The organism is Stenotrophomonas sp. LGBM10 (assembly GCF_046736075.1).
In the GTDB taxonomy this organism is placed as follows: Bacteria; Pseudomonadota; Gammaproteobacteria; order Xanthomonadales; family Xanthomonadaceae; genus Stenotrophomonas.
Window position 1 is genome coordinate 3,019,135 of record NZ_CP177163.1, and the last position, 25,313, is coordinate 3,044,447.

Sequence of the window (25,313 nt, forward strand, 5' to 3'; positions counted from 1 at the left end):
TCTCGTGTCAGAAGGAAAAGCGTGGCTGAGCACGTCAAGCGATAGCCGCGCCCCCGTCGGCGCGCTCACCAGGATGCCGATTCCTCCTGTGGAGATAAGGGCACTGTGAAGTTGACGGGGCCGCATGCGACACAGGGTGTCCAGCGAAGACGCGCAGTGTCGCGGTGCCAGGTCGTGCAACCCATGCAAGAAATTGCAGAAGCACCGCGTCTATGGTGCGCGGCCATCGCGCGTTCAGATGGCCAACGCAGGAACGCCGGGCAGTGCCCGGCGTTCCTGTCTGTACTGCAGGCGGCACGCCTTACCAGTCGTACGACATGCCCAGCTGCGCCGTGGCTTCGCGGTAGCCGCTGTCGCCGCGCATCAGGCCCAGCCCACCCCAGGCCGAGAAGCCCGACCCGAACGCAACTTTGGCGCCGCCGCTGAGCGCATAGCGGTTGCGCGGGGTGCTCGCGCGCAGCGCTTCGTCATCGAAGGCGATGCCGTTGCTGGCACCGTCGCGGTACCAGTTCACTGCCATGTACGGACGCACGGCCGCGCCACTGTCGCGCGTGGCTTCACCTTCGATGCGCACGCCCAGCCGGCCGGACAGGCCGTCTTCGCCCAGGCTGCGCACGATGGTGCCGTTGGTCTCGCGATGCTGGTCGGTGGACGCGTCGGTGTAGACCAGCTGCAGCTCAGGCTGCAGGCGCAGTGCCATCGCGCCGATGCGGCCGATGTCCATGCGATAGCCGGCTTCCAGCGAGGACTGCCACAGGTCGGCATCGTAGCGCTCGGTGTCCAGGCCGTCGCCTTCGACACGGTTGCGGAACTGGCCGCGCTGCACCGAGGCGTCCACGTACAGCGCATCATTGCTCCAGCTGCCATACACGCCGGCCGCGCCGCCTTCGACCTTGCCGCGTGCGCTGTAACCGGTCAGGCCCGAGCGCGAGGTGGCCTGGGACTGCGCGGCGGTGAGCATCACGCCCACGCGGCCACGGTCGGCATCGAACACACCGATGTCCGCACCGATCTGCAGGCGCGAGCGGTCGACCTTGAGATCGAGCTGGTCTTCCACCGCGCCCAGGCGGCTGTGGGTGGAATCGATCGTGGCCCAGGCATGCACCCCGTCGTTGCCGGCGGCGTGGTCGCCGTTGCGGTCGCGCCAGGTGTGGCGCAGCAGCTGGGTGAGGGCGAACTGATTGGCCAGGTAGGCGCCGGCTTCCGGGCGCAGCACCGGCACCGGATCGACGGGGTCCACCGGGTCAACAGGGTCTACCGGGTCAACAGGGTCTACCGGGTCGATCGGGTCGATGGGATCCACAGGGTCCACGGGATCAACCGGTTCGACCGGCAGCGTCGGCTGGCACGCCGGCAGGCTCGGATCGGCATCGCACGGGTCCGGCGGCGGCAGGATCTCCGAGCGCAGGTACCAGTTTCCGTCGGCACCCTTGACCAGGAAATACTCGTATTGCCCGCCGACGGCGCGCCCGATCAGGTCGAACTGCGCGTTGGATTCACCGCCGATGTTGATCAGCTCGATGCCCAGGTCGGTCTTCGCACCGGCACCGCCGGCGTTGCGCACACGCACGCCGGCCTGGCCTTCGGCATCGCCGGTGATGACCAGTCTGTCGGTGGCCGAGCTGTCATCGCCGAGCACGGTGTTGAACACCAGCGTGCCGCCATTGCCGAGGAACTCATCCACGGTGAGCGTATTGAACGTGCTGCCGTCACCAAGCTCGAGGATGGTCGCGCCGCGCATCGCGAAATGACCAACCCTGCTGTCGCCGGTCATTCGCCAGCGGGCATTGGTGAGCTGGAAATCATCGATGTTGTTGGCTGCTCCGACCAAGACACTGTTGTTCTCAAGCAGCACTGATACATTTGTCCGCTCGTGGGCAACCAGGTCCCCGATCAGATGAGACTCGGAGGCCGTCAGTGCAACAGTGCCACCACCAAAAGCATTCAGCGCAACCGCACCCGTGACGCGCGAGCCGCGGCTCAGATCGATGAATGCCGTGTGTCCTGCGTTGGTGCCTGCATCGAGGCCCGGCCCTGTCCCAGCACCGACTGCCGAACCGTCCAGTTTCAGGTTGCTGTCGGCCGAGTATGCGAACACTGCGATCCCTTTGCCAGCGCCGGACAGCATCGATCCCCGCACCGTTGCGGTCGCGTTGTTGATCTGAAGGGCACTGCTGTTGGAGGATGTGCCGCCAACAAGGATCGAGTTGGAGATCTCCAGCGTTGTGCCAGCGCCCACCCAGGCTGCTAGGTTCCCCGAGGTAATGGCGCTGTCGGACAGCCGGACGATGCCGCCGGCACCACTGCCGGGCCCGAACCCTATATAAAGCCCGACCCCCTCGCTGTTGATCGTGGTACGACGCAGCTGGGCCTCACCAGCGCGGACTTCAATGCCTATGTCAGAGGATGTCACGCGCAGATCTTCGGCGGACACGTGGCCGCCAATCTGCAGAATGCCTTGCACATTGCCTCCCGCACCGTTGGCGATCACGTCTACGTTTCGCAGTTCCAAGGTGCCACCCTGGTTCGAGAAAGCGCGGGTTGCCACTGTGATCTTGCTGTCGGCCACGTCCACATGCGTATCAAGACCGTCCTGGCGAAAGCCAATGTAGTCCGACTCAATCGTCATCTGGTGCATGGAGAGGCTGCTGCCGGACAGAATGAAGCCTGCACTCGGCTCATTCCCTTCGGTTGCGATGATGCTGCTGTTTGCCAGCACGGCCCTGGAGGCTTCGCTGAGCTGCACGGAGCCGGTGATGCTGGCGCCCTCGGCGTTCAGCGTTGCGCCTCGTGCGACCACATGTCTACTGGTGGCTCCGGGCGCCAAGGTAAGGGTAGCCCCAGCGTGCACGCTCCAGATCTCAGTAGCGTCGCCTTCGTAGACCGTATGTGAGGTGCCTGGTGCAACCGTGCCGGCCAATGCCGCCGTTGGCGACAGAGAGATGGCCAGAAGAATGGGCAGTAACTCCAGCGCAAGCGGACGCAGCCGCGGGTGGGCGTGAGGCAGGTGTGACCCCAGGAGTGAGCGCACGTCTGCATCCGCAGGGACCACGGCACAGGCAAGCGGGCGGACCGACGGGCGGCCGGCGGCAGTGGACGTCATCGCGTTCATCGTCTTGATCTCGTGTCAGAAGGAAAAGCATGGCTGAGCACTTCAAGCGATAGCCGCGCCCCCGTCAGCGCGCTCCCCAGGATGCCTATTCCTCCTGTGGAGATGATGGCGCTGTGAAACCGACCGGGCCGCATGCGACACAGGGTGTCCAGCGAGGACGCGCAGTGTCGCGGTGACAGGTCTTGCAACCCATGCAACAACTTGCAGATAAGTCGCGCCTATCGGGGGTGTCCATCCGGCATTCAGGTCGCCAGAACAAAGGACGCCGGGCAATGCCCGGCGTCCTTGTCGGTAGTGCCAGCAGTGACTTACCAGTCGTACGACATGCCCAGCTGCGCCGTGGCTTCGCGGTAGCCGCTGTCGCCGCGCATCAGCCCCAGCCCACCCCAGGCCGAGAAGCCCGACCCGAACGCAACGTTGGCGCCGCCGCTGAGCGCATAGCGGTTGCGCGGGGTGCTGGCGCGCAGCGCTTCGTCATCGAAGGCGATGCCGTTGCTGGCACCGTCGCGGTACCAGTTCACCGCCATGTACGGGCGTACCGCCGCGCCGTTGTCGCCCTTGGACTCGCCCTCGATGCGCACGCCGAGCCGGCCGGACAAACCGTCTTCGCCCAGGCTGCGCACGATGGTGCCGTTGGTCTCGCGATGCTGGTCGGTGGACGCGTCGGTGTAGATCAGCTGCAGCTCCGGCTGCAGGCGCAGTGCCATCGCGCCGATGCGGCCGATGTCCATGCGATAGCCGGCTTCCAGCGAGGACTGCCACAGGTCGGCGTCATAGCGCTCGGCATCCAGGCCATCGCCTTCGACGCGGTTGCGGAACTGGCCGCGCTGCACCGACGCATCCAGGTAGAGGGCGTCATTGCTCCAGCTGCCGTATACGCCGGCCGCGCCGCCTTCCACCTTGCCGCGTGCGCTGTAGCCAGTGAGGGCCGAGCGCGAGGTGGCCTGCGACTGCGCGGCGGTCAGCATCACGCCCACGCGGCCACGGTCGGCGTCGAACACACCGATGTCCGCACCGATCTGCAGGCGCGAGCGGTCCACCTTGAGCTCGAGCTGGTCTTCGACCGCGCCCAGGCGGCTGTGGGTGGAATCGATCGTGGCCCAGGCATGCACGCCGTCGTTGCCGGCGGCCTGGTCGCCATTGCGGTCGCGCCAGGTGTGGCGCAGCAGCTGGGTGAGCGCGAACTGATTGGCCAGGTAGGCACCGGTTTCCGGGCGCAGTACCGGGACCGGGTCCACCGGGTCGATGGGATCAACCGGATCAACAGGGTCCACGGGATCAACCGGTTCGACCGGCAGCGTCGGCTGGCACGCCGGCAGGCTCGGGTCGGCATCGCACGGGTCCGGCGGCGGCAGGATCTCCGAGCGCAGGTACCAGTTCCCATCGGCGCCCTTGACCAGGAAGTACTCGTATTGCCCACCGACGGCGCGCCCGATCAGATCGAACTGCGCGTTGGAGGCGCCGCCGATGTTGATCAACTCGATGCCCAGGTCGGTCTTCGCACCGGCACCGCCGGCATTGCGCACACGCACGCCAGCCTGGCCTTCGGCGTCGCCGGTGATGACCAGTCTGTCGGTGGCCGAGCCGTCGTCGCCCAGCACGGTGTTGAACACCAGCGTGCCGCCATTGCCGAGAAACTCGTCCACGGTGAGCGTATTGAACGTGCTGCCATTGCCGAGAGCGACGGTGCCGGTGGCGTCGAGCTGCAGCCGGCCAACATCGCTGTCGCCGGTGAGCATCCAGGTGCTGTCGGTGCCAACCGTGGCGGAAGTGACGTTGATGAAGCGGCCGTCGATGCGCGCCTTGTTGCGCAGCAGGACGTCGAGGGTGCCTTTGGCGACACGGTCATCGAACCTGACGTCGCCCTGCAGGGACGCGTTGTCGACAGTGAAGTTGACCGTGGCCTGCGAATTGGGAAATCCGGAGAAAGTGTTGACCAGCAGCAGATGCCCATCGCCGGCAAACAGCTTTGCGCCGTTGGCCACCACGATGTCATATTCCGCCGGTGAATGTGCCGCCACCTGGATGGCAGCGCCCCGGCCGGAGCGCAGGGTGGCGTTGTCCACGCGCAGGCGGATGGGTACATCGTTCATGCCTTCTGCAAACAGCTGCGCAGCCACATTGGCGGCGTCGATGTACGATCCGTTGACGATGTCGATGTGGCCGTGCGACATCCGCACGCCGAGACCACTGAAGGTGTCATTCGCTTCATCGGTGTCCTCGACGAGAATCCGGGTCGCATCCAGCACCAGCCGGGCGTTTACGGGGATTCCGCTTGCGGGGCTCCTGACCATCTGGGCGCCAACGCTCAAGCGCTCGTTTGCGTCCATGCCATCTGCCCGTGTCACCAGAATGGTGCTGTTGGTCAGCCGGGCCGAGGAATCGCGGCCGACATAGATCGAGCCTCCTTTGAATGTCGTCGCATTGGCCTCGAGCGTACTCCCGTCGTACAGCGTCACCGCATTCTGGAGACCACTACGACGCACCGTAGCGCCCTCCAGAATCACCTGTGAGGTGCTTCCGGCACTGATGGTGCCGGTCTCACCACCCCGCACCGTCAGCCGTGATGCATTGATGAGACCCCACGCCTCAGGCACATCACCGTCCACCACCTCGGCCTCCTCGCCATTGAGCTGACGGGCATCCAGTTCACCTGCGGGAAGGGAGGCCAGCGCCAGAAGCACGGCACAGGCAAGCGGGCGGACCGACGGGCGGCCGGCGGCAGTGGACGTCATCGCGTTCATCGTCTTGATCTCGTGTCAGAAGGAAAAGCATGGCTGAGCACTTCAAGCGATAGCCGCGCCCCCGTCAGCGCGCTCCCCAGGATGCCTATTCCTCCTGTGGAGATGATGGCGCTGTGAAACCGACCGGGCCGCATGCGACACAGGGTGTCCAGCGAGGACGCGCAGTGTCGCGGTGACAGGTCTTGCAACCCATGCAACAACTTGCAGATAAGTCGCGCCTATCGGGGGTGTCCATCCGGCATTCAGGTCGCCAGAACAAAGGACGCCGGGCAATGCCCGGCGTCCTTGTCGGTAGTGCCAGCAGTGACTTACCAGTCGTACGACATGCCCAGCTGCGCCGTGGCTTCGCGGTAGCCGCTGTCGCCGCGCATCAGGCCCAGCCCACCCCAGGCCGAGAAGCCCGACCCGAACGCAACTTTGGCGCCGCCGCTGAGCGCATAGCGGTTGCGCGGGGTGCTGGCGCGCAGCGCTTCGTCATCGAAGGCGATGCCGTTGCTGGCACCGTCGCGGTACCAGTTCACCACCACGTACGGGCGTACCGCCGCGCCGCTGTCGCGCGTGGCTTCACCCTCGATGCGCACGCCGAGCCGGCCGGACAGGCCGTCTTCGCCCAGGCTCCGCACGATGGTGCCGTTGGTCTCGCGATGCTGGTCGGTACTGGCATCGGTGTAGACCAGCTGCAGCTCAGGCTGCAGGCGCAGTGCCATCGCGCCGATGCGGCCGATGTCGATCTGGTAGCCGGCTTCCAGCGAGGACTGCCACAGGTCGGCATCGTAGCGCTCGGTGTCCAGCCCATCGCCTTCGACGCGGTTGCGGAACTGGCCGCGCTGCACCGACGCATCCAGGTAGAGGGCGTCATTGCTCCAGCTGCCGTATACGCCGGCCGCGCCGCCTTCCACCTTGCCGCGTGCGCTGTAGCCGGTGAGGGCCGAGTGCGAGGTGGCCTGCGACTGTGCGGCGGTCAGCATCACGCCCACGCGGCCACGGTCGGCATCGAACACACCGATGTCCGCACCGATCTGCAGGCGCGAGCGGTCCACCTTGAGCTCGAGCTGGTCTTCGACCGCGCCCAGGCGGCTGTGGGTGGAATCGATCGTGGCCCAGGCATGCACGCCGTCGTTGCCGGCGGCCTGGTCGCCGTTGCGGTCGCGCCAGGTGTGGCGCAGCAGCTGGGTGAGCGCGAACTGGTTGGCCAGGTAGGCACCGGCTTCCGGGCGCAGTACCGGGACCGGGTCCACCGGGTCGATGGGATCAACCGGATCAACAGGGTCCACGGGGTCAACCGGTTCGACCGGAAGCGTCGGCTGGCACGCCGGCAGGCTCGGGTCGGCATCGCACGGGTCCGGCGGCGGCAGAATCTCCGAGCGCAGGTACCAGTTCCCATCGGCACCCTTGACCAGGAAATACTCGTATTGCCCGCCGACGGCGCGGCCGATCAGGTCGAACTGCGCGTTGGAGGCGCCGCCGATGTTGATCAGCTCGATGCCCAGGTCGGTCTTCGCACCGGCACCGCCGGCATTGCGCACACGCACGCCGGCCTGGCCTTCGGCATCGCCGGTGATGACCAGTCTGTCGGTGGCCGAGCCGTCGTCGCCGAGCACGGTGTTGAACACCAGCGTGCCGCCATTGCCGAGAAACTCGTCCACGGTGAGCGTATTGAACGTGCTGCCATTGCCGAGAGCGACGGTACCGGTGGCGTCGAGCTGCAGCCGGCCAACATCGCTGTCCCCGGTGAGCATCCAGGTACTGTCGGTGCCGACGGTGGCGGAGGTGACGTTGGTGAAGCGGCCGTCGATGCGCGCCTTGCTGCGCAGCAGGACGTCGAGGGTGCCGTTGACGGTGCTGGTGTCGAACGTGATATCGCCGGCGAGGCGCGAATCGTCCACGGTGAAGGCGATCGTGCTGTTGCCGGTGGCGATCTCTCCCTCGAACGCACTGACCAGCAGTAGGTTCCCGTCCCCGCCGATCAGCTGGGAGTTGTTGGCGACCAGAATGTCGAACGTGGTGTCGTTGGCGCCATAGGACAGGACGTGCAACGCCGCGCCGCGGCCGGAGCGGATTGTCGAACCATCCATCGTGAACGTGCCAAACCCGCCGTTGTCGACGAACCCACCAAAGAGAATGGCACCGGTGTTCGCGGCATCGATCTCGGAGCCATTGATGATATCCATCCGGCCGCTTTGCATGCGCACACCGACGCCCGAGTTGAAGTCGGGTTTGCCAGGTGCGTCCACAACCTGGATCCGCGTGGAGTCGAGGATGGCATGAGGTCCGGCACTGCCTGATGTTGCGCGCGAGAGCGACACCCCGAGAGTGGCCCCGTCACCAATGCTGCTGTTGATGAGGTGCAGGGTCGAACTATCCAGCACGCCGATGCCGCCCTGCTTGAAGGTGGTGCCGTTGGCGCGTAGCGATGAGGTTCCATTCAACTGCACCACGTTGGTCAACGTTCCGCCGGGCCGCCGGGTAACCGTGGCGCCGGTCAATTCAATGCTCGACCCGCTGTAGGCAAAAATGTCGTGGGTCCGTCCACCGTTGACCACCAGTCGCGAGCCATTCTGGAGGTTCCAGTGCTCGGGAAAATCACCCGCCACCACTTCGGCCTCCTCGCCATCGAGGTTGCGGGCCTCCAGTTCACCGACGGGAAGAGAGGCCAGCGCCAGCAGCACGGCACAGGCGAGCGGGCGGACCGACGGGCGGCCGGTGGCAGTGGACGTCATCGCGTTCATCGTCTTGATCTCGTGTCAGAAGGAAAAACTTGGCTGAGCACTACAAGCGATAGCCGCGCCCCCGTCAGCGCGCTCCCCAGGATGCCTATTCCTCCTGTGGAGATGATGGCGCTGTGAAGTCGATGGGGTCGCATGCGACACGGCGTGTCCAGCGAAGACGCGCAGTGTCGCGGTGACAGGTTGGGCAACCCATGCAAGAAATTGCAGATACGCCGCGTCTATGGAGCGCGGCCATCGGGCGTTCAGGCGGTCGCCGCGCCGCGCTACGCGGGCGGCAGCACCTTGCCCGGATTGAGAATGCCGTCCGGATCCAGCGCGTGCTTGATGCAACGCATCGCCGCCAGCGTGGCGGGCGTGAAGGCCTGGGTCATGAAGTCGCGCTTGGCCAGGCCGATGCCGTGCTCGCCGGACAGCGTGCCGCCCAGCGCGAGGGTCAGCGCGAAGATCTTCGGCAGCGCGGCGTGCGCGCGTGCGTTTTCGTCGGCATCGTCGGGGTGGTACAGGATGTTGACGTGCAGGTTGCCGTTGCCGGCGTGACCGAAGGTGACGATGGTCAGCGCGTGCTCCTGCGCCAGTGCCTGCACGCCGGCCACCAGGTCCGGGATGCGCGACACCGGCACCACCACGTCCTCGTTGATCTTGCCCGGGGCGATGCTGCGCAGGGCCGGCGACAGCGCCTTGCGCGCGGCCCAGAGCTTCTCGCGGGCGCTGCCTTCCATCGCCACATCCAGCGCGAGCAGGCCATCGCCTTCGGCGGCGGTGGCCAGCGCCTGCAGCAGGTAGGGGAGGGTGTCGTGATCGCCGTCGGCCTCGACCAGCAGCATCGCGCCGGCCTCGGGCACCTCGGCACCGTTGCGGCGCAGCAGTTCCAGGCTGCGCGCATCCATGAATTCCAGGCGTGTGGGCACCACCGGCTGCGCCATCAGGCGCGACACCGCCGCGGCGGCGGCGTTGGCATCGCGGTACAGCACGCGCAGCCCGGCCTGGGCCACCGGCAGCGGGGTCAGCTTGAGCGTGGCTTCCACGATCAGCGCCAGCGTGCCTTCGCTGCCCACCAGCAGATGGGTCAGGTCGTAGCCGGTGGCATCCTTGGTATACGCCCCCCCGCACTGGATCACCTCGCCGGCACCGGTCACCGCCACCAGGCCGAGCACGTTGTCGCGGCTGGTGCCGTACTTCACCGCGCGCGGGCCGCCGGCATTGCAGGCGAGGTTGCCGCCAATGCTGCAGATGTCCGCGCTGGATGGGTCCGGCGCCCAGAACAGGCCATGCGGTACCAGCGCGTGCTGCAGGTCGCCATTGAGCACACCCGGCTCCACCACCGCGCAGCGGTTGCCCGGCTGGATGTCGAGGATGCGGTCCATGCGCGCGAACGAGAGCACGACGCTGCCATTCACCGGTACCGCCGCGCCGGTGGTGCCGGTGCCGGCGCCGCGCGCGACCAGCGCGATGCCATGCGCGCGGCACGCACGCACCAGGGCGACCACCTGGTCGCGGTCGCGCGGGAAGGCCACGCCGGCCGGCAGCGTGTGCCGCCACGAGTTGTCCTGGGCATGCGCCTGCAGCGCGCCGTCATCGGTGCGCCAGCCGTCATCGCCCAGCAGGGTGTGCAGGGTGGCGGCGAAGGCGGCGGGCAGGGCGGTGGTCATGGGGTATTCCGGGACGAGGCGGGGGCGGGTTGGATCAGCTTCCAGCCGATCACGGCGGCGCTGAGCGGCAGCCAGACCCAGCGCAGCTCGGAGAGCAGCGTGGTGATGCCGCGTGCGTTGAAGAACTGGCCGGCGAACGGCGAGACACGGATCGGCCGCCACGGCGCGAACAGCCGCTCGCCGCTCCACGGCCACCACAGCGCCACGCCCAGGCCGCCGGAGGTAAACGCATCCAGCAGCGGGTGCGACAACGCACTGATGCCGACGAACGCGGCGGCCTGCACGGCCGTGGCGCGCAGGCGCCGGTGCAGCACTGCCGCCAACGTGGCCAGCAGCGCGGCGAACAGCAGCGAGTGGCTCGCACCGCGGTGGCCGAAACTGTCGGCGTAGGGAATGTGCAGCGCGAACGCCAGTACATCGGCGTCCGGCAGCATCGCCGCCACCACGCCGGCCGCCAGCAGTGGCGCGGCGATGCGGCCACGGTCGGCCGCGCACCACAGTGCCAGTGGAATGGCGGCATGGGTAAGAACGGTGGGCATCAGCAGTCCTCCAGCCGGAATGCGTCACGCAGCCAGTGCAGCTGCGGTGGGTCGCCGGCGGCCTCGACCACGTCGAACCGGCAGGGCCGGTTGGCCAGCGCCGGATGCGCCAGCAGGAACAGTTGCGCGGCCAGCACCAGCTTGCGGCGCTTGCGCAGGTCCACCGAGACGGCGCCGCCGCCGAACGCGGCCGACGCGCGGTAACGCACCTCCACGAACACCGTGGTGTCACCGTCGCGCATCACCAGGTCCAGCTCGCCACCGCGATAGCGCGCGTTGGCGGCCAGCGGCTGCAGGCCGGCGCGGCGCAGATGCGCCAGCGCCGCCGCTTCCACCGCCGCGCCGCGCTGCGCGCGTCCGGTGGCCATGCCGGGCTTAGTTGGCCGACGCGATCGGCGTCGGCCGACCGCCGCTGAAGGTCGACCACACCGGCACGCGCAGCACGTTGCCGTTGCTGTCCAGGAACAGCGTGCCGGTGGCGCCGGCCAGCGCGCCCTCGGTGGCGATCTTGTCCAGGTAGGCGCTGATCTTCCAGGCGTCGAAGCCGAAGGCGAACAGGCGGCCGGAGGCGCCGCGTGCCGAGGGCAGGATCTGCCCGGCGGTGGAGGCGGCCGGCAGGCCGGCCACGCCGCGCACGTTCCAGGCCTCGTTCGGGTAGATGATGCCGTCCAGCGCCATGTCTTCCTCGGGCTTGCCGCTGCCCAGGGTCAGCTGCGAGGTGCCCACGCGGCTGGCACCGCCGGCACCGGCCAGCGCCAGCTGCGGCGCCAGCGTGCGGGCCTGCGGTGCCTTCACCGCCAGGAATACGCCATCCACGCTGCCTGCGGCGCGCAGCTGCGCGCCGACATCGCCCACGGTGTCGTTCACGCCGACGGTGGCTGCCACCTGGCCGCCACGCTGGGTGAAGCGCTCGCGGAACGCGGCGGCCGCGCGGCGGCCGGTCTCGTCATTGCTGTGCACCACCAGCACCTTGCCGCGCTCGCGGCCGCGCAGGTACTCGGCGGCGATGATGCCGTCGTCTTCAGGGGCCATCGAGAAGCCGGCGCTGCCGGCCGGCGGGCTGCCCTTGCCGCGGTTCAGCGCCAGCACCGGCACCGGCAGCTGGGCGCGGCCGAACACCGCATCGACCTCATCGCGGCCGAGCGGCCCGACGATGAAGTCGGCGCCCGCGCCCACGGCCTTGTCGTAGGCGGCCACAGCGCCGGCGGCGGTGCCGGCGGTGTCGATGAACTGGATCTCCGGGCGGCGGCGCGACTCGCCGTAGTAACCGCTGAGCAGGCCATCGCGGACCGGCTGTGCGGCGGTCGCGAGGCGACCACTGAGCGGCAGCAGCACGGCCATCTTCAGCGGCGGGCGGTAGCCGTCGGACATCGCCGGCGGGCGCTTGCTGGTGTCGAACTGGCTGGCGCCATCGCGGTCGAAGGGACGCGGCAGCGGCAGGCCACGGGCGATCAGGGCACGGCCGGCGAAGTTGTACAGCGGTTCGTTGGCCGGCAGCGCGGCGGCCTTGGCGCGCAGGGTGGCGTCGTCCAGAGTGCCGAGCAGGCTGGCGATGGCCTGCTGGTTGTCGCTGCGCGCCTTGCCGGTGAGTGCGGCATGCGCGCGGGCGCGTTCCAGCGCGGCGCCGAGGGTGTCGCCGGTGGCCTGCAATGCATTGGCGCGGGCCAGCTGCCAGCGCGTGCGCAGCGACGGGGTCACCGCGTCGGAGGATTCCTTCAGTGCGGCCAGCGCCTGCGCGGGTTGCTTGTCGGCCAGCGCCAGTTCGGCACTGGTGAGCTGATAGCGGTGCAGGCTGGCACCGGCGAGCTGGCGCGGCTGCACCTGGCTCAGCAGGCTGCGGGCACGGGTGGCGTCGCCGGCTTCATGCCAGGCGAAGGCGGCATCGGCCAGCGCGGCGCTGCGGGCGCTGCCGCGCAGGGTGTTGGCCAGTGCTTCGAGCTGCACGGCGGCATCGCGCGGCTTGCCCTGCTCGATCAGTGCCAGCGCCTGGCTCTGCGCCGGGGATTCGGGGGCACTGGTGAGGCTGGTCGTGGCGCAGCCGGCGAGCAGCAGCAGCGACAACGAAAGGGCAGAGATCCGTGCGACGGGCTTGTTCATGATCAGGTCCATTCGATGGGGGCAGCGGCCGTGGCCGGGGAACGGTACGATTCTACCCTTGACCCATGAGTGCCGTTGCGATGAGTGCTGTCCCCACGCTGTATGTCGTTGCCACCCCGATCGGAAACCTCGCCGACCTGACGCCGCGCGCGCAGGAGGTGCTGCGCTCGGTGGCCGCGATCTGCGCCGAGGACACCCGCCGCAGCGGCCAGCTGCTGGCCCACTTCGGCATCCAGCAGCCGCTGGTGGCGCTGCACGACCACAATGAAGAAGCGTTGTCGCAGCGCATCGTGGCGCGGCTGCAGGCCGGTGAGTCGCTGGCGCTGGTCAGCGATGCCGGCACGCCGCTGGTGAGCGATCCGGGCTACCGCCTAGTCCGTGCGGCGCGCGAAGCGGGCATCCGGGTCAGCCCGGTGCCGGGCGCGTGCGCGGCGATCGCGGCATTGAGCGTGGCCGGTCTGCCCAGCGACCGCTTCACCTTCGAAGGCTTCCTGCCGGCCAAGGGGTCGGGCCGCCGTGAGCGGTTGAATGGGCTGGCGGGCGAAACCCGCACGCTGGTGTTCTACGAATCCTCGCACCGCATCACCGAATCGCTGGCCGACATGGTGGCCGCGTTCGGTGCCGAGCGCCCGGCCGTGCTGGCGCGCGAACTGACCAAACTGTTCGAGACGGTGCTCGACGGCACCCTGGCCTCGCTGCTGCAGCAGGTGGAAGCCGACGACAACCAGCGCAAGGGCGAGTTCGTGGTGATGGTGCAGGGCGCCGCCGACGACGAGCAGGCCCAGCTTGCTGCAGGCCGCCGCATGTACGCCAAGCTCAGCGAGCACCTGCCGCCGTCAACCGCTGCCAAGCTGGCGGCGGAACTGACCGGCGCGCCGAGAAAGGCGCTGTACGGTAGTTGAGTTGCGGCGCGGTGGGCACCGGCGCCTGGGGATGTCGTGCCGATGCCGGAACGTAGAGCAGCCGACCAACGGTCGGCTCTACCGGCGCCCGGGGGCCCAGGGTTTGGGCAGCAAACCCCTGGGGGCTTCTTCGCAGAATGCGAAGAAAGGGCGGAGCCGGCCGATAAGCCGGGTTTTGTCGTGGACAGTCATTCTTCTAGGCGCTGCGTCACCGCAGCGCTCAAGCAACCTACCCGGACCCGACGCGGGCCACGCCATTAGGTCCCTATTTGGTCTTGCTCCAGGTGGGGTTTGCCGTGCCGGTCTGTTGCCAGACTCGCGGTGCGCTCTTACCGCACCATTTCACCCTTACCGGCTCCCCGAAGGGAACGTAGGCGGTATCTTTCTGTTGCACTTTCCGTCGGCTCGCGCCGCCCAGGCGTTACCTGGCACCTTGCCCTGTGGAGCCCGGACTTTCCTCGGCATCCGCAAGGGATGACGCGACTGTCTGGCCGACTCCGCCGCGCGCATTGTCCCACATCCGCCGCGCGGCAGGGGTGCCGATGCGGTGTTACGGTGCCACCGCTTCCAGCCGGGTCTGGCCGATGCAGCGTCCATCGGGCGCGAAGCGGCGCTCGTGGATGAACCCCTGGCCGCGCTCGTCCAGCAGGATCAAGGTGCTGGCACGGGTGCCGTAGTCCGGGCTGCGGATGAATGCCGACGACAGCCAGCGCTCGCGCTCCAGGCCGATGCCGGTGTCGGGCAGGGCGTCGTCGTCGGCCTGGCCGTCGTTGGCCAGCGCCTGCCAGAGCGGGTCCAGGGTGGCGTCGCCGCGTGCGATCCAGTCGCCGAGGGCCTCGACGAGGTTCACGGTTTTCGGCCACGGTGCATCGAGCGGTCCATTCGACATGCCGTGCAGGCCGGGCGACAGCGTCTGCCGCTGCAGCGGGTGGTTGCCGAGGAACTGGCAGCTGTCGCGGTCGGCCAGCACCAGGTTGAACGGGGCGAAGGCGGGCGCGTCGCTGGCCAGGGCCTCGGCGAAGGCGGCGGCGGGGGCGCTGCCGCGCAGGTAGTCGGCCACCAGCGCCCCTCGCGAGGGGCCGGTCTGCCGTGCCTGCGGATCACGCACATTGGTCACCACCGCCATCCGGCCGTTCCTGCCGATACCGGCCCAGGTGCCGCCGGAGCGCAGGTCGCGCCCGGCCATCACGCCGGCATCGGGCGCAGCCCAGGCGGCCAGCGCGGCGGTGGGCCGGGCGTGGAACTCGTCGCGGTTGCCGGCCATGACCAGCTGCCAGCGGGGGTGGGCCTTCCAGGCCAGAGCGAGCAGACACATGCGCCGATTGTGCCGGGTTTGCGCACGGACGGGTCGAAGCCGACCCCTCCGGGACTGAATGCGGGCAAGGGTTTCACGCCCTCTGCACAGGCCTGAACTCCCGATCAATCTCAAAAATTGAGACGAAACAGCAACTTGTGGATAAGCCTTGAACAAGTCTCTAAACATTGCTGCAAGCCCTTGATGTTCCAAGCGATTTCGGGCTCGCAAAGTTGTTGACAACCTAATCGGCACTGCTAAGGTGGGCAACAGAGGGAAAACCGGGTTTTTTGTGGTTTTTCGTGGTTCAATGTTTCACCGGGCAAAGGAAAAGGTGCAGGCGTCGTGTTCCAGGGCGAGACGGCCATCACAGTCGATGACAAAGGACGCATGGCGGTTCCCACCGCTTATCGCGACCTGGTCGCGCGCGCCAGCAACAACCGTCTCGTGCTCACCTACAACCCGTTCGAGTCCGGCTGCCTTTGGCTCTATGCCGAATCGGAGTGGGAGCGGGTGCGGGACGATGTCATGTCCAAGCCCAACACACAGCGTGTCGTGCGTCTGCTGCAACAGAAGCTGGTCGGTTCGGCCGCGCATCTGGAGCTGGACGGCAACGGTCGCATCAGTATTCCCGCCAGCCACCGTGGTGCCGTTGGCATTGAAAAGAAGGCGGTTCTGCTCGGCATGGGCGACAAATTTGAATTGTGGAGCGAGCAGGCACATCGCGCGTTGATCCAGCAGACATTGTCTGACGAGGATCTCGGCGATGGGTTGCTCGACCTGAAGTTGTGAGCCGGGGTGCCCGGGTGCGCGGAGGCGCGCAGGCCGGTCACCTTCCGGTGTCGCAGTCGCCGGCGGGCCATCTGCCGGTGCTGTACACGCAGGTCCTGGACGGCCTGGCGGTGATCGAAAACGGACGGTATCTCGATGGCACGTTCGGTCGTGGCGGTCATGCCCGCGGCGTGCTCGAGCAACTCGGTCCTGGAGGCCGGCTGCTGGTCATGGACAAGGATCCCGAAGCGATTGCGGTGGCCGAGCGCGATTTCGCGCCGGACCCGCGCGTGTCGATCTTCCGTGGCAGCTTCGCCGACCTGCTGCAGTGGGACGCCACCGCCGACGGCCTGGACGGGGTGCTGTTCGACCTGGGCGTGTCGTCGCCGCAGCTGGATGTCGCCGAGCGCGGTTTCAGCTTCGGCAAGGACGGCCCGCTGGACATGCGCATGGACCCGGACAGTGGCGAGAGCGCGGCGCAGTGGCTCAATCGCGTCGAAGAGCGTGAGCTCATGGACGTGCTGTGGACCTACGGCGAGGAGCGCCAGGGGCGCCGCATCGCCCGTGCGATCATCGCGCGCCGCGACAGGCAGCCGTTCGCCCGCACCGCCGAGCTCGCCGAGCTGATTGCGTCGGTGATGCCGCGTGGCAAAGACAAGATCCACCCGGCCACGCGCAGCTTCCAGGCCATCCGCATCCACATCAACCGCGAACTGGCCGACCTTGAAGCCGGCCTGGACGCGGCGATGGCGCGGCTCAAGCCCGGCGGCCGGCTGGCGGTGATCAGCTTCCACTCGCTGGAAGACCGCATCGTCAAGCAGTTCATGAACCGCCACGCCAAGGCCCCGCCGACCAATCGCCGGCTGCCGGAACTGGCGGCGTTCGTGCCGACGCTGGATCTGATCGGTGGCGCCATCAAGGCCGACGACGACGAGCTGGCGGTCAACCCGCGCTCGCGCAGCGCCGTGCTGCGTGTCGCCGAAAAGCGTGCGGTGGCCGGATGAGCCGCCTGCTGCTCATTGTGCTGCTGGCCTGCACGATCGCCTCGGCGATCGGCGTGGTGTTCATGCGCCACCGCCACCGCCAGACCTTCGTGGAACTGTCCAAGGTCGAGCGCGCACGCGATGAGCTCAATATCGAATTCGGCCGCCTGCAGCTGGAACAGGCCACGCTGGCCGAAGCGACCCGGGTCGATCGCGTCGCCCGCGAACGCCTGGGCATGAAGTTCCCCGAGGCCGCCGACGTCGTGGTGGTGCGCCCATGAGCAAGTCCGGCCGCAACCGTGCCCGCAACAGCTTCAACCTGCGCCAGCGCCTGAAGTGGGTCGGTCTGGCGCTGGGGCTGTGCTCGGTGTCGCTGGTTGGCCGCGCCGCGTACGTGCAGATCATCAACAGCGAGTTCTACCAGCGCCAGGGCGAAGCCCGCTACCTGCGCGAGCTGCCGATCAACACCTCGCGCGGCATGATCACCGACCGCAACGGCGAGCCGGTGGCGGTGTCCACCCCGGTCGCCTCGATCTGGGTCAATCCGCAGGAACTGCTGCGCGAACCTGAGCGCATCCCGGAGCTGGCCACCGCGCTCGGCATGCCGCTGGACGAGCTCAATGCCCGCCTGGCGCAGAAGGCCGACAAGGAATTCATGTACCTGCGCCGCCGGATCAATCCGGACGACGCAGAAAAGGTGGTGGCGCTGAAGATTCCCGGCGTCGCCTCGCAGCGCGAATTCCGCCGCTTCTACCCGCAGGGCGAGGCGATGGCGCACGTGCTGGGCTTCACCAACATCGACGACCGTGGCCAGGAAGGGCTGGAGCTGGCCTTCGATGAGTGGCTGCGTGGCAAGCCCGGCGCCAAGCGGGTGATCCGCAACCGCAAGGGCGATACCGTCGAAAGCGACCTGCTGCGCCCGGCCGAACCCGGCAAGGACCTCACCCTCAGCATCGACCGCCGCATCCAGTTCCTGGCGTTCAAGGAGCTGCGTAACGCGCTGATCGCCAACAAGGCCGCCGGCGGTTCGATGGTGATCATGGATGTGGCCACCGGCGAAGTGCTGGCGATGGTCAACCTGCCGACCTACAACCCCAACTCGGTCGGCGGTGCGGCGCCGGATACCCGCCGCAACCGCGCGGTCACCGATCTGGTCGAGCCCGGCTCGACCATGAAGCCGTTGACCATCGCCTCGGCGCTGCAGTCCGGCGTGGTCACCAAGGACACCATCGTGGACACCAACCCCGGCTACATGGCCGTGGGCCGGTTCACCATCAAGGACGTGCCGCGCAACAACGGCGTGCTCAACGTCACCGGCGTGATCACCCGCAGTTCGAACATCGGCGCGGCCAAGATCGCGGCCAAGATGCCGGACCAGGTGTTCTACGACCACGTCCACAGCTTCGGCTATGGCGTGTCCCCGCACAGCGGCTTCCCCGGCGAATCGGCCGGTGTGCTGAAGCGGCCGGGTCGCTGGGACGGCGCCACCAAGACCACCATGTCCTACGGCTACGGCCTGAATGTCACGCCGCTGCAGATCGCCACTGCCTACTCGGCGCTGGGCAACGGCGGCAAGCTGATCGCGCCGACCTTCGTGAAAGGCCAGCGCAACGAAGGCAAGCAGATCATCGACGAGAACATCGCCAAGGAAGTGGTGGCGATGATGGAAACCGTGGTCACCCAGGGCGGCGCCAAGCAGGCGGCGGTGCTGGGCTACCACGTGGCCGGCAAGACCGGTACCGCACGCAAGGCCGGTCCGGGCGGATACGAGCGCGGGCACTACAACGCGCTGTTTGCCGGCGTGGTGCCGGCCAGCAACCCGCGTTTCGCCACGGTGATCGTGATCAACGACCCGCAGGCAGGCAAGTACTACGGCGGCCTGGTGTCGGCGCCGGTGTTCCACAACGTCATGGAAGGCGCCCTGCGCCTGATGGACGTTCCGCCGGACGATATCGAGTCCTGGCTGGCCGCCCAGCAGTCCGGAAAGATGGGGCACTCCGCCTCGATCCTGCCGGCACCGCCGGCCGAGGTGGTGCTGCCGGCCGATGCCGCCGCCGAATTCGATGCCGCGCTGCCCAGCGCGCACGCCACGACGCCGCCCGCGCAGGGAGGCACGCAATGAGCCAGACGATGTTGCTTTCGCAGTTGATTCCCGACGTGGCGCTGCCCCACGACCCGACCATCACCGGACTGGTGCTGGACAGCCGGGCGGTGCGGCCGGGCAATGCCTTCGTGGCGATCGCCGGCTTCGGCGCGCACGGGCTGGGCTTTGTCGATCAGGCACGCGCTGCCGGCGCGGGCGCGATCCTGTTCGATCCGCCGGCGCCTGCCGAACTGCCGGCACCGGCCGATGCGATCGCCGTACCTGGCCTGCGCACGCGCATGGGCGCGATGGCCGACCAGTTCCACGGCCATCCCTCGCGCGCAATGACGATGGTCGGGGTGACCGGCACCAACGGCAAAACCTCCACCGTGCAGCTGCTGGCCCAGGCCTGGCACCTGCTTGGCACCCGCAGTGGAAGTATCGGCACGTTGGGGGTCGGACTTTATGGTGATGTGGTGCCAACCGGCTTCACCACCCCGCTGGTGCTGCAGATGCACGCCGTGCTGGCGCAGCTTCGCGATGGCGGTGCGCAGGCGGTGGCGATGGAGGTCAGCTCGCACGCGCTCGACCAGGGGCGCGTGGACGCGGTCCATTACGACGTGGCGGTGTTCACCAACCTCACCCGCGACCATCTCGACTACCACGGTGACATGGCCCAGTACGGCGCGGCCAAGGCCCGGCTGTTCCACCGCGCCGGCCTGAAGGCCGCCGTGGTCAACCTCGATGATGCGTTCGGCGGCGAACTGCTGCGCACCCTCGATGCCGGCGTGCAGCCGGTCGGGGTCAGCTCGCGCGGCGCGCAGCAGGCCACGGTGCGTGCCGACTCGCTGAAGCTCGACGGTCGCGGCATCGCCTTCGACCTGGAGGTCGGTGGCGAACGCCATCCGGTGCAGTCGCCGCTGCTCGGCCGTTTCAACGTGGACAACCTGCTGGCCGTGGCCGGCACGCTGCTGGCGCTGGGCCACGCCCCGGCGGCAATCGCTGCGCTCCTGTCGCAGCTGCAGCCGATCGCCGGCCGCATGAACCGCCTTGGCGGCGCCAATGGCCAGCCCACCGTGGTGATCGACTACGCCCACACCCCCGACGCGCTCGAACAGGCGCTGACCAGCCTGGAGGGCCATCTGGCCGGGCGGCTGGTGTGCGTGTTCGGCTGTGGCGGCGAGCGCGACACCGGCAAGCGGCCGCAGATGGCTGCCATCGCCGAACAGCATGCCGACGTGGTGATCGTCACCGATGACAACCCGCGCGGCGAAGACGGCGATGTGATCGTCGCCGATATCGTCGCCGGGCTGCGCGCGCCTGACGCCGCGATCGTGCAGCGCGACCGTGCCGCCGCCATCGCCCAGGCGATCGGGCTGGCCGGCGCGGGCGACATCGTGCTGGTCGCCGGCAAGGGGCACGAGCCCTACCAGGAGATCGCCGGCGTGCAGTACCCGTTCAACGATACCGATGTGGCTGCACGCGTCCTGGCGGCATCGCATGGGGAGGCAGCACAATGAAGCGCACGCCCCTGTCGCTGATTGCCCACTGGGCCGGTGGCGAGATCCACGGCGAAGACACCGCGATCGACGCCATCAGCAACGACACCCGCACCCTGGCCCCGGGCAGCCTGTACGTGGCCCTGCGCGGCGAGCGCTTCGACGGCCACGACTTCGCCGCCGATGCGGTCGCGCGCGGGGCGTCGGCGATGCTGGTCGAACGCCTGCTCGATGTCGCTCTGCCGCAGATCGTGGTCGCCGACAGCCAGCACGCGCTGGGCCGGATCGCCGCGGGCATGCAGCGCGACCGTCATGCCGAGGTGTTCGCCATCACCGGCAGCAACGGCAAGACAAGCGTCAAGACGCTGCTGCTGGCGATCCTGCAGCAGGTTGCGCGCGAGGAAGCGCGCGTGGTGTATGCCAACCCGGGCAACCTCAACAACGAAATCGGCCTGCCGCTGGCGCTGATCGACGCTCCCGAAGACGCGGACTATGCGGTCTACGAGATGGGCGCGGGCAAGCCGGGCGACATCGCCTACCTGACCGACATCGTGCGCCCGCGCTATGCGCTGGTGAACAACATCGCCCCGGCGCACCTGGAGCGGATGGGCAGCCTGCAGGGCGTGGCCACCACCAAGGGCGCCATCTACGCTGCGCTGCCGGCCGATGGCGTGGCGGTGATCAACGCCGACGACGCCTTCGGTGCCTGGTTCGAGCAGCACGTGGTCGGCCAGCCGCCGCGCAGCCGCGTGCTGCGCTACGGCCTGGACCACATCGCCGATGTCACCGCGCAGGCCGTGCGTGTCAGCGTGTCGGGCAGCCAGTTCGTGCTGTCCACCCCGCAGGGCCAGGCCGAGATCGTGCTGGCGTTGCCGGGGCGGCACAACATCGGCAACGCATTGGCCGCCGCGTCCCTGGCGCTGGCCGCCGGCATCACCCTGGCCCAGGTTGCCGCCGGCCTGGCGCGCGCCGAGCCGGTGCCGGGCCGTCAGGTCGCGCACGTGCTGCCCGGTGGCGCGGTGCTGGTCGATGACAGCTACAACGCCAACCCCGGTTCGCTGGCCGCCGCCATCGATGCGCTGGCCGCCTCCGGCGACGAAGGCTGGCTGGTGCTCGGCGACATGCGCGAGCTCGGCCCGGACGGCGAAGCGCTGCATGCGCAGGCCGGCCGGCGTGCGCGCGATGCGGGGCTGAAGCGGCTGTACACGCTGGGCACGCTGAGCGCCGCCGCCTCGACCGCCTTCGGCGACGGTGGCCGCCACTTCAGCGACCACGACACCCTGGCCGCCGCACTGGCCACCGAACTGCATGCTGGCGTGCGCTGCCTGGTCAAGGGCTCGCGCGGCAGTGCAATGGACAAAATCGTCAAAGCGCTGCTGGCGCGAGGAGAGGAAACCCCCAATGTTGCTTGAACTGGCCCGATGGTTGCAGCAGTTGGAGAGCCTGTTCGGGCTGTTCGGCTATCTGACTCTGCGCGGCATCCTCGCGGCGCTGACCGCGTTGTTCCTGTCGTTGTGGCTGGGGCCGGCGATGATCCGCAGGCTGGCCCAGTTCAAGGGTGGCCAGCCGATCCGTACCGACGGTCCGCAGACCCACTTCTCCAAGGCCGGCACGCCGACGATGGGCGGTTCGCTGATCCTGCTGACCATCACCCTGTCGGTGCTGCTGTGGGCCGACCTGCGCAACCGCTACGTGTGGGTGGTGCTGGCGGTGATGCTGTGCTTCGGCGCGATCGGCTGGTACGACGACTGGATCAAGATCGTGCGCCGCGACCCGAACGGCCTGAAGTCGCGCTGGAAGTACCTGCTGCAGTCGATTTTCGGTCTGGCGGCGGGTCTGTTCCTGTTCTACACGGCCGATGTTCCGGCCGCGATGACCTTCTACATCCCGATGTTCAAGTCGGTGGCGCTGCCGCTGGCCGGCATCAGTTTCGTGGCCATCGCCTACTTCTGGATTGTCGGCTTCTCCAACGCGGTCAACCTGACCGACGGCCTGGACGGGCTGGCGATCATGCCGACGGTGCTGGTCGCCTGCGCGCTGGGCGTGTTCGCCTACGCCTCGGGCAACGTGGTGTTCTCCAGCTACCTGCAGATCCCGCAGATTCCCGGTGCCGGTGAACTGGTGATCATCTGCGCGGCCATCGCCGGCGCGGGTCTGGGCTTCCTGTGGTTCAACACCTACCCGGCGATGGTGTTCATGGGCGACATCGGCGCACTGGCGCTGGGCGCGGTGCTGGGCACCATCGCGGTGATCACCCGCCAGGAACTGGTGCTGGTGATCATGGGCGGCGTGTTCGTGGTCGAAACGCTGTCGGTGATGATCCAGGTTGCCTCGTTCAAGCTGACCGGCAAGCGCGTGTTCCGCATGGCGCCCATCCACCACCACTTCGAACTGAAGGGCTGGCCGGAACCGCGCGTGATCGTGCGCTTCTGGATCATCTCGGTGGTGCTGGTCCTGATCGGCCTGGCCACGTTGAAGGTCCGCTGATGAACGACCTGTCGCGCCAGGCAACCCGCCTTGAAGCCATCGGAGGCCACTTCGACAAGTGGCTGCTGGGCGCGATCATCGCGCTCACCGGGCTGGGCGTGGTGATGGTCGCGTCCAGCTCGATCGCGTTGATGAGCAGCCCGTTCTATTACCTCAACCGCCATCTGATCTTCCTGGCGGTCGGTATCGGGCTGGCCATCGTCGCCATGCGCACCGAGCTCAAGAGCATCGAGCAGTACAACCAGATCCTGCTGCTGGGCTGCTTCGCCCTGCTGGTGGTGGTGTTCATCCCCGGCCTGGGCAGCAGCGTCAACGGCGCCCGCCGCTGGATCAACCTGGGCATCTCCAAGTTCCAGACCGTCGAAGCGGTCAAGGTGCTCTACATCGTGTGGCTGTCCAGCTACCTGGTGCGCTTCCGCGACGAGGTCAACGCGACCTGGCCGGCGATGCTCAAGCCGCTCGGCGTGGCCGGCGCGCTGGTGGTGCTGCTGCTGCTGCAGCCGGACTTCGGCTCGTCCACCCTGCTGCTGGCGATCACCGCCGGCATGCTGGTGCTGGGCGGGGTGAACATGCCGCGCATGTCCATGCCGGTGATCATCGGCATGGTCGGCATGAGCGCGCTGGCGATCATCGAACCCTACCGCATGCGCCGCATCACCTCCTTCCTGGACCCGTGGGCCGATCAGCAGGGTGACGGCTACCAGCTGTCCAACGCGCTGATGGCCGTCGGCCGCGGCGAGTGGACCGGTGTGGGGCTGGGCAATTCGGTGCAGAAGCTGTACTACCTGCCCGAAGCGCATACCGACTTCATCTTCTCGGTGACCGCCGAGGAGCTGGGGTTCCTTGGCACCTGCCTGATCATCGCGCTGTATGCGCTGCTGGTGGGCCGCACGTTCTGGCTGGGCATGCGCTGCGTGGAGATGAAGCGTCACTTCTCCGGCTACATCGCCTTCGGCATCGGCCTGTGGATCAGCATGCAGAGCTTCGTGTCGATCGGGGTCAATCTCGGCATCCTGCCGACCAAGGGCCTGACCCTGCCGCTGATTTCTTCCGGTGGTTCCAGCGTGCTGATGACCTGCGTGGCGATGGGGCTGCTGCTGCGCGTGTCCTATGAACTGGATCGCGCCGAGCGTCGCCAGGCAGTACGCATGGGGGCGCCCGAGGGCGACGACACCGGCGCTGCGGCCGACACGCCCACCAGCGCCACCGCGGTTGCCGCTGCCCTGCAGGACGCCCCGCGCGACAGCTCGCCGCGTGGCACCAGCCGCATGCAGCAACGTATCGAACCGACCCTGGGGAGGATGGGATGAGCCTGCCTGTTGCCTCCTCCGAACGTCCGGTGATGATCATGGCCGGTGGTACCGGCGGCCATATCTTCCCCGGCCTGGCCGTGGCGCGCGTGCTGCGCGAACGCGGCGTGCCGGTTACCTGGCTGGGCGCCGATGGCGCGATGGAAACCCGCCTGGTGCCGCAGCACGACATCCACATCGACACGCTGGCCATCAGCGGGCTGCGCGGCAAGGGCAAGCTGGCCCTGATCGGTGCGCCGTGGCGCCTGCTGCGTGCCGTGCGTGCCGCCGGCTTCCTGATCCGCGACCGCCAGCCGCGTGCGGTGATCGCCTTCGGTGGTTTCGCCTCCGGTCCGGGTGGCCTGGCCGCGCGCCTGCACGGCCTGCCGCTGCTGGTGCACGAACAGAACCGCGCGCCGGGCCTGACCAACCGCGTGCTGTCGCGCTTCGCGCGGCGCATCCTGACCGGCTTCCCGGGCAGCTTCGCCGTGCGCGAGGAAGCGGTGGGCAACCCGGTACGCGCCGAGATTGCCGCGATCGCCATCCCCGAACTGCGCCTGGCCGACCGCCAGGGGCCGCTGCGCCTGCTGGTGCTGGGCGGCAGCCAGGGCGCACGCGCCTTGAACAACGCCGTGCCCAAGGCATTGGCCGCACTGGGAACGCGCGTCGCCATCGACGTGCGTCACCAGAGTGGCGAGAAGCTGCACGCCGAAGCCGTCACCGCCTACCGCGAGGCCGGCGTGACCGCGCAGGTGGATGCCTTCATCGCCGACATGGCCGAGGCATACGCCTGGGCCGACCTGGTGGTGTGCCGCTCCGGCGCGTCGACCCTGGCCGAACTCTGCGCCGTGGGCATCGGCAGCGTGCTGGTGCCGTTCGCGGCCGCCGTTGACGATCACCAGACCCGCAACGCGGAGTATCTGGTCGAGCGCGGCGCGGCCGTGTTGCTGAAGCAGGATGAAACGCTGGCGACGCACCTGCAGGGTGTGCTGCACGAATTGTCCGAAAATTCCGCCCGACGCATGCAGATGGCCAACGCCGCGCGTGCCCTGGCCAAGGTCGATGCCGCTGAGCGCATCGCCGACATCATCCTCGAGGAATCCAAATGAATACCGCACCGCGCCACGGCGCAGGC

18 protein-coding genes and 1 other RNA gene are annotated in these 25,313 nt (G+C 68.1%); 10 read left to right on the top strand and 9 right to left on the bottom strand.

The annotated features are described in order from the left end of the window. Nucleotides 1-301: 301 nt before the first annotated feature. The 7 genes from ACLB90_RS12950 to ACLB90_RS12980 all read right to left on the bottom strand — a co-directional run bounded on the left by ACLB90_RS12950 (nucleotide 302) and on the right by ACLB90_RS12980 (nucleotide 12,870). Entirely contained in the window at nucleotides 302-3,112 is a 2,811-nt protein-coding gene (locus ACLB90_RS12950; RefSeq protein WP_411849886.1) for an autotransporter outer membrane beta-barrel domain-containing protein, read from the bottom strand. Nucleotides 3,113-3,420: 308 nt separating this feature from the next. Continuing rightward, a complete protein-coding gene (locus ACLB90_RS12955; RefSeq protein WP_411849887.1) occupies nucleotides 3,421-5,856 on the bottom strand; it encodes an autotransporter outer membrane beta-barrel domain-containing protein in 2,436 nt (811 codons plus the stop codon). Nucleotides 5,857-6,164: 308 nt separating this feature from the next. Further along, nucleotides 6,165-8,585, bottom strand: a complete 2,421-nt coding sequence (locus ACLB90_RS12960; protein WP_411849888.1) for an autotransporter outer membrane beta-barrel domain-containing protein — start codon at nucleotides 8,583-8,585, stop codon at nucleotides 6,165-6,167. Nucleotides 8,586-8,848: 263 nt separating this feature from the next. After that, nucleotides 8,849-10,234 (bottom strand): FAD-binding oxidoreductase, encoded by a 1,386-nt coding sequence (locus ACLB90_RS12965; protein WP_411849889.1) that lies wholly within the window; start codon nucleotides 10,232-10,234, stop codon nucleotides 8,849-8,851. Further along, nucleotides 10,231-10,773: a metal-dependent hydrolase gene (locus ACLB90_RS12970; protein ID WP_411849890.1), complete on the bottom strand. Its 543-nt coding sequence runs from the start codon at nucleotides 10,771-10,773 to the stop codon at nucleotides 10,231-10,233. Before ACLB90_RS12970 ends, ACLB90_RS12965 begins: the two co-directional genes overlap by 4 nt. Continuing rightward, the gene (locus tag ACLB90_RS12975; RefSeq protein WP_411849891.1) at nucleotides 10,773-11,141 is read right to left on the bottom strand and encodes a YraN family protein; all 369 of its coding nucleotides are present in this window, start codon (nucleotides 11,139-11,141) and stop codon (nucleotides 10,773-10,775) included. Before ACLB90_RS12975 ends, ACLB90_RS12970 begins: the two co-directional genes overlap by 1 nt. A 7-nt stretch (nucleotides 11,142-11,148) precedes the next feature. After that, nucleotides 11,149-12,870 carry a penicillin-binding protein activator gene (locus ACLB90_RS12980; protein ID WP_411849892.1) on the bottom strand — a complete coding sequence of 574 codons (1,722 nt, stop codon included), beginning with the start codon at nucleotides 12,868-12,870 and terminating at the stop codon, nucleotides 11,149-11,151. A gap of 80 nt (nucleotides 12,871-12,950) precedes the next feature. On the opposite strand from ACLB90_RS12980, the gene rsmI reads away from it, so the two are divergent. After that, nucleotides 12,951-13,772 (top strand): 16S rRNA (cytidine(1402)-2'-O)-methyltransferase, encoded by an 822-nt coding sequence (gene rsmI, locus ACLB90_RS12985; protein WP_411849893.1) that lies wholly within the window; start codon nucleotides 12,951-12,953, stop codon nucleotides 13,770-13,772. Nucleotides 13,773-13,920: 148 nt separating this feature from the next. On the opposite strand, the gene rnpB is transcribed toward rsmI, so the two are convergent. Together rnpB and ACLB90_RS12995 are read right to left on the bottom strand one after the other, a co-directional pair. Then, nucleotides 13,921-14,271, bottom strand: an RNA gene (rnpB, locus tag ACLB90_RS12990) — RNase P RNA component class A. A gap of 51 nt (nucleotides 14,272-14,322) precedes the next feature. After that, nucleotides 14,323-15,087 carry an NRDE family protein gene (locus ACLB90_RS12995; protein ID WP_411849894.1) on the bottom strand — a complete coding sequence of 255 codons (765 nt, stop codon included), beginning with the start codon at nucleotides 15,085-15,087 and terminating at the stop codon, nucleotides 14,323-14,325. A 369-nt stretch (nucleotides 15,088-15,456) separates the two neighbouring features. Between ACLB90_RS12995 and ACLB90_RS13000 the strand changes: the two genes are divergently transcribed. From ACLB90_RS13000 to murG, 9 genes are read left to right on the top strand one after another with little or no spacing between them, the layout of a single operon-like run. Then, nucleotides 15,457-15,858, top strand: coding sequence for a division/cell wall cluster transcriptional repressor MraZ (locus ACLB90_RS13000; protein WP_229296521.1), 402 nt, complete (start codon nucleotides 15,457-15,459; stop codon nucleotides 15,856-15,858). A 14-nt stretch (nucleotides 15,859-15,872) separates the two neighbouring features. After that, a complete protein-coding gene (gene rsmH, locus ACLB90_RS13005) occupies nucleotides 15,873-16,841 on the top strand; it encodes a 16S rRNA (cytosine(1402)-N(4))-methyltransferase RsmH (protein ID WP_411852757.1) in 969 nt (322 codons plus the stop codon). Beyond that, a complete protein-coding gene (ftsL, locus tag ACLB90_RS13010) occupies nucleotides 16,838-17,101 on the top strand; it encodes a cell division protein FtsL (RefSeq protein WP_017357228.1) in 264 nt (87 codons plus the stop codon). The genes rsmH and ftsL overlap by 4 nt, the downstream gene beginning before the upstream one ends. Next, entirely contained in the window at nucleotides 17,098-18,942 is a 1,845-nt protein-coding gene (locus ACLB90_RS13015; RefSeq protein WP_411849895.1) for a peptidoglycan D,D-transpeptidase FtsI family protein, read from the top strand. The genes ftsL and ACLB90_RS13015 overlap by 4 nt, the downstream gene beginning before the upstream one ends. Beyond that, complete coding sequence (locus ACLB90_RS13020) at nucleotides 18,939-20,423, top strand: UDP-N-acetylmuramoyl-L-alanyl-D-glutamate--2,6-diaminopimelate ligase (RefSeq protein ID WP_411849896.1); 1,485 nt, start codon at nucleotides 18,939-18,941, stop codon at nucleotides 20,421-20,423. Before ACLB90_RS13015 ends, ACLB90_RS13020 begins: the two co-directional genes overlap by 4 nt. Continuing rightward, complete coding sequence (locus ACLB90_RS13025; protein WP_411849897.1) at nucleotides 20,420-21,814, top strand: UDP-N-acetylmuramoyl-tripeptide--D-alanyl-D-alanine ligase; 1,395 nt, start codon at nucleotides 20,420-20,422, stop codon at nucleotides 21,812-21,814. Before ACLB90_RS13020 ends, ACLB90_RS13025 begins: the two co-directional genes overlap by 4 nt. After that, nucleotides 21,804-22,889, top strand: coding sequence for a phospho-N-acetylmuramoyl-pentapeptide-transferase (gene mraY / locus ACLB90_RS13030; protein ID WP_017355440.1), 1,086 nt, complete (start codon nucleotides 21,804-21,806; stop codon nucleotides 22,887-22,889). The genes ACLB90_RS13025 and mraY overlap by 11 nt, the downstream gene beginning before the upstream one ends. Continuing rightward, the gene (gene ftsW / locus ACLB90_RS13035) at nucleotides 22,889-24,199 is read left to right on the top strand and encodes a putative lipid II flippase FtsW (protein ID WP_411849898.1); all 1,311 of its coding nucleotides are present in this window, start codon (nucleotides 22,889-22,891) and stop codon (nucleotides 24,197-24,199) included. Before mraY ends, ftsW begins: the two co-directional genes overlap by 1 nt. Next, nucleotides 24,196-25,287 carry an undecaprenyldiphospho-muramoylpentapeptide beta-N-acetylglucosaminyltransferase gene (gene murG / locus ACLB90_RS13040; RefSeq protein WP_411849899.1) on the top strand — a complete coding sequence of 364 codons (1,092 nt, stop codon included), beginning with the start codon at nucleotides 24,196-24,198 and terminating at the stop codon, nucleotides 25,285-25,287. Before ftsW ends, murG begins: the two co-directional genes overlap by 4 nt. The last annotated feature ends 26 nt before the right edge of the window (nucleotides 25,288-25,313 follow it).

What these genes read in the sequence shown, in the direction of transcription:
- ACLB90_RS12950 (WP_411849886.1), bottom strand. Translation starts at nt 3,112, where the DNA reads ATGAACGCGATGACGTCCACTGCCGCCGGCCGCCCGTCGGTCCGCCCG.
- ACLB90_RS12955 (WP_411849887.1), bottom strand. Translation starts at nt 5,856, where the DNA reads ATGAACGCGATGACGTCCACTGCCGCCGGCCGCCCGTCGGTCCGCCCG.
- ACLB90_RS12960 (WP_411849888.1), bottom strand. Translation starts at nt 8,585, where the DNA reads ATGAACGCGATGACGTCCACTGCCACCGGCCGCCCGTCGGTCCGCCCG.
- ACLB90_RS12965 (WP_411849889.1), bottom strand. Translation starts at nt 10,234, where the DNA reads ATGACCACCGCCCTGCCCGCCGCCTTCGCCGCCACCCTGCACACCCTG.
- ACLB90_RS12970 (WP_411849890.1), bottom strand. Translation starts at nt 10,773, where the DNA reads ATGCCCACCGTTCTTACCCATGCCGCCATTCCACTGGCACTGTGGTGC.
- ACLB90_RS12975 (WP_411849891.1), bottom strand. Translation starts at nt 11,141, where the DNA reads ATGGCCACCGGACGCGCGCAGCGCGGCGCGGCGGTGGAAGCGGCGGCG.
- ACLB90_RS12980 (WP_411849892.1), bottom strand. Translation starts at nt 12,870, where the DNA reads ATGAACAAGCCCGTCGCACGGATCTCTGCCCTTTCGTTGTCGCTGCTG.
- rsmI (WP_411849893.1), top strand. Translation starts at nt 12,951, where the DNA reads ATGAGTGCTGTCCCCACGCTGTATGTCGTTGCCACCCCGATCGGAAAC.
- ACLB90_RS12995 (WP_411849894.1), bottom strand. Translation starts at nt 15,087, where the DNA reads ATGTGTCTGCTCGCTCTGGCCTGGAAGGCCCACCCCCGCTGGCAGCTG.
- ACLB90_RS13000 (WP_229296521.1), top strand. Translation starts at nt 15,457, where the DNA reads ATGGCGGTTCCCACCGCTTATCGCGACCTGGTCGCGCGCGCCAGCAAC.
- ftsL (WP_017357228.1), top strand. Translation starts at nt 16,838, where the DNA reads ATGAGCCGCCTGCTGCTCATTGTGCTGCTGGCCTGCACGATCGCCTCG.
- ACLB90_RS13015 (WP_411849895.1), top strand. Translation starts at nt 17,098, where the DNA reads ATGAGCAAGTCCGGCCGCAACCGTGCCCGCAACAGCTTCAACCTGCGC.
- ACLB90_RS13020 (WP_411849896.1), top strand. Translation starts at nt 18,939, where the DNA reads ATGAGCCAGACGATGTTGCTTTCGCAGTTGATTCCCGACGTGGCGCTG.
- ACLB90_RS13025 (WP_411849897.1), top strand. Translation starts at nt 20,420, where the DNA reads ATGAAGCGCACGCCCCTGTCGCTGATTGCCCACTGGGCCGGTGGCGAG.
- mraY (WP_017355440.1), top strand. Translation starts at nt 21,804, where the DNA reads ATGTTGCTTGAACTGGCCCGATGGTTGCAGCAGTTGGAGAGCCTGTTC.
- ftsW (WP_411849898.1), top strand. Translation starts at nt 22,889, where the DNA reads ATGAACGACCTGTCGCGCCAGGCAACCCGCCTTGAAGCCATCGGAGGC.
- murG (WP_411849899.1), top strand. Translation starts at nt 24,196, where the DNA reads ATGAGCCTGCCTGTTGCCTCCTCCGAACGTCCGGTGATGATCATGGCC.